At 65.8% G+C, this 1,882-nt stretch carries 4 protein-coding genes; all 4 read right to left on the bottom strand.

What is annotated here, in order from left to right; all coding sequences use genetic code 11:
* Window positions 1-85: 85 nt before the first annotated feature.
* Window positions 86-1,081 carry a tyrosine-type recombinase/integrase gene (locus EXE48_RS18095; protein WP_241992037.1) on the bottom strand — a complete coding sequence of 332 codons (996 nt, stop codon included), beginning with the start codon at window positions 1,079-1,081 and terminating at the stop codon, window positions 86-88.
* Window positions 1,082-1,161: 80 nt separating this feature from the next.
* Entirely contained in the window at window positions 1,162-1,416 is a 255-nt protein-coding gene (locus EXE48_RS18100; RefSeq protein WP_137712163.1) for a hypothetical protein, read from the bottom strand.
* Entirely contained in the window at window positions 1,413-1,637 is a 225-nt protein-coding gene (locus tag EXE48_RS18105) for a hypothetical protein (protein WP_137712164.1), read from the bottom strand. The genes EXE48_RS18100 and EXE48_RS18105 overlap by 4 nt, the downstream gene beginning before the upstream one ends.
* Window positions 1,624-1,882 (bottom strand): hypothetical protein (locus EXE48_RS18550; protein WP_158295146.1); only part of this gene is annotated, 259 nt, incomplete at its 5' end. The genes EXE48_RS18105 and EXE48_RS18550, both read right to left, overlap by 14 nt.

Genomic DNA, 1,882 nt, shown 5'->3' on the forward strand with positions numbered 1-1,882 from the left:
AGACCGCTATGGGGCCGGAGGGAGTCGCGCAACTCAGAATCAGTGGTGTGTCGGTACGCCGAGACGTCGGTTTTCGCTATCGTGTTCATGATTGAGTTTCGTCGTCGTGGTCGCCGCTCTCCTCGTCGATATCCAGATCCGCCGTGAACTCCTCGCGCCGCTCCTCCATCTTCCGGAGCCGATCGGCCTTGTCGTAGTACCGTTTGATCGTGTCCGGGTCCGCGTCGACGCGCTCGCTGATCACTTCGATCGGGAGCCCGCGGTCGCAGTGCCAGGTGAGAGAGCCCGTCCGAATGTGGTGCGGCGCTCTCGAGGAGGGACACTTCGAGGCGTGGGATCGCTGGATGAACTTACAGCTCCCGCGACTGCTACCGTGCGGACACTGCGTGTACAAACAGGGCTGTGTCCCCTGATACGCCCACGCTCGGATCGTCGACTCCGACACGCGTCCCTGGCGTCCCGAGAACAGCGGCTCGCGGCCGTCGTCGTCGCGCTTCTCCGATCGCTCGCGAGCGATATACGTGTCGAGCGCGTCCGTGACCGCGTCCGAGATACGAACGACACGCTCCCCATCCTCGTCGTTTTTCAGGGGCGTCCCAGACTCCGGCCGGTGGTTGAAGTCGACGTATCCGGCGTCGCTGTCGTAGTCACCGAGGTCAAGCCCGCGGAGCGCTCCGAGCCGGCACCCGGTGTTCCAGAACAGTTCCAGGACCGCGTGCGGAGCGGTTCCGAAGTGACCCGGATCGTTCCGATAGAATTCGAGGAGCTCCTTCGCGTCCTCCGTGTCGAGCATCGTGTCGCTCGTCTCTTGCGATCTGGTGAGCTTCGGAACGTGCACCTTGTCGGGGAGATCGTCGTCGACCGCTTCGATCGTCTCGAGGTACTGAACCAACTGCGAGACGGCCGTCATCTTACCCTTCACCGTCGCCGGCGCGTCGTCCTCACGGAGGAACCGCTCGTACTCGTCGAACAGCCACCCCGAGAGATCGCCGACGCGCTCGACCCCGCGCTCCTCACACCAGTGGACCCACTGCGTGAGACGGTTCCGGTAGCTCCGGACCGTCTTCTCGGAGTTTTCCATCCGCCGCTTGTCGAGGAACCGGTCGCGGGCTTGTCGCGGCGAGAGCTCCGACGGGTCCGTGGGGGGAGGACCTGCCTGGTTCAACGCGAGTCCCCCATCTTCTCGACTCGTTCAGTGACCGGATCGAACGGCCACGAGCCGATCGAACCGCCGTAGAGGTCGCCGTAGGCGTCGACCACGTCGGTCGCGATCGCGCGGTCCGACCGACCGGAGTGGTCCGGGTCCGGATGCTCCTGGACGCGCTCACGCTCCCGGTCCTGAACGAGCTGTAAGAGGAGCGCGTTCTGGAGCTCGAGGGCGTCCGCGATCCGCTCGAGATCATCGGCGTCTTTCACGCCGGACCACCTCCGACGAACAGGTCCGCAGTCTGAACGACGCTCTCAGGGAGGCCGTCGAGCGCCGCCTCGATCTCCTCCTCGCTCGCGTCCGCCGGGGCCTCGATCACGAGCGACACCTCGCCGCGGTCGACCCCGACGAGCATCCGGTCTTCGACGACCTCCGCGTCCAGGACGACCGGCGCGCTCGCCGCCGACCCCGACCGCTCACTCGTCGCCATGACCCACCTCCGGGTTCGTCCGGGCGATCGTCGTATCCGACGGCTGGTAGATCTCTCCGTCGAAGTAGCAGTCTTGGAGCACGCGGCCGACCTCGGCCACGTCGATGAACTGTTCCGCCAGCATCGACCGAACAACCTCGTCGGTCGGAGCGCCACACTGGTCGTCGTCGTAGTGCTCCTCGATCGCGTCGAACAGCACGTTCTCGGCTGGCGGCACCTCCTCGCCGCCGTCGGTCGCGAGGTCG

Origin of the sequence: Halorubrum sp. ASP1 (assembly GCF_005435135.1) — an archaeon.
GTDB lineage: Archaea > Halobacteriota > Halobacteria > Halobacteriales > Haloferacaceae > Halorubrum > Halorubrum tropicale.

Coding starts and splice junctions, on each gene's coding strand:
- EXE48_RS18095 (WP_241992037.1), bottom strand. CDS start 1,081: ATGGAAAACTCCGAGAAGACGGTCCGGAGCTACCGGAACCGTCTCACG.
- EXE48_RS18105 (WP_137712164.1), bottom strand. CDS start 1,637: ATGGCGACGAGTGAGCGGTCGGGGTCGGCGGCGAGCGCGCCGGTCGTC.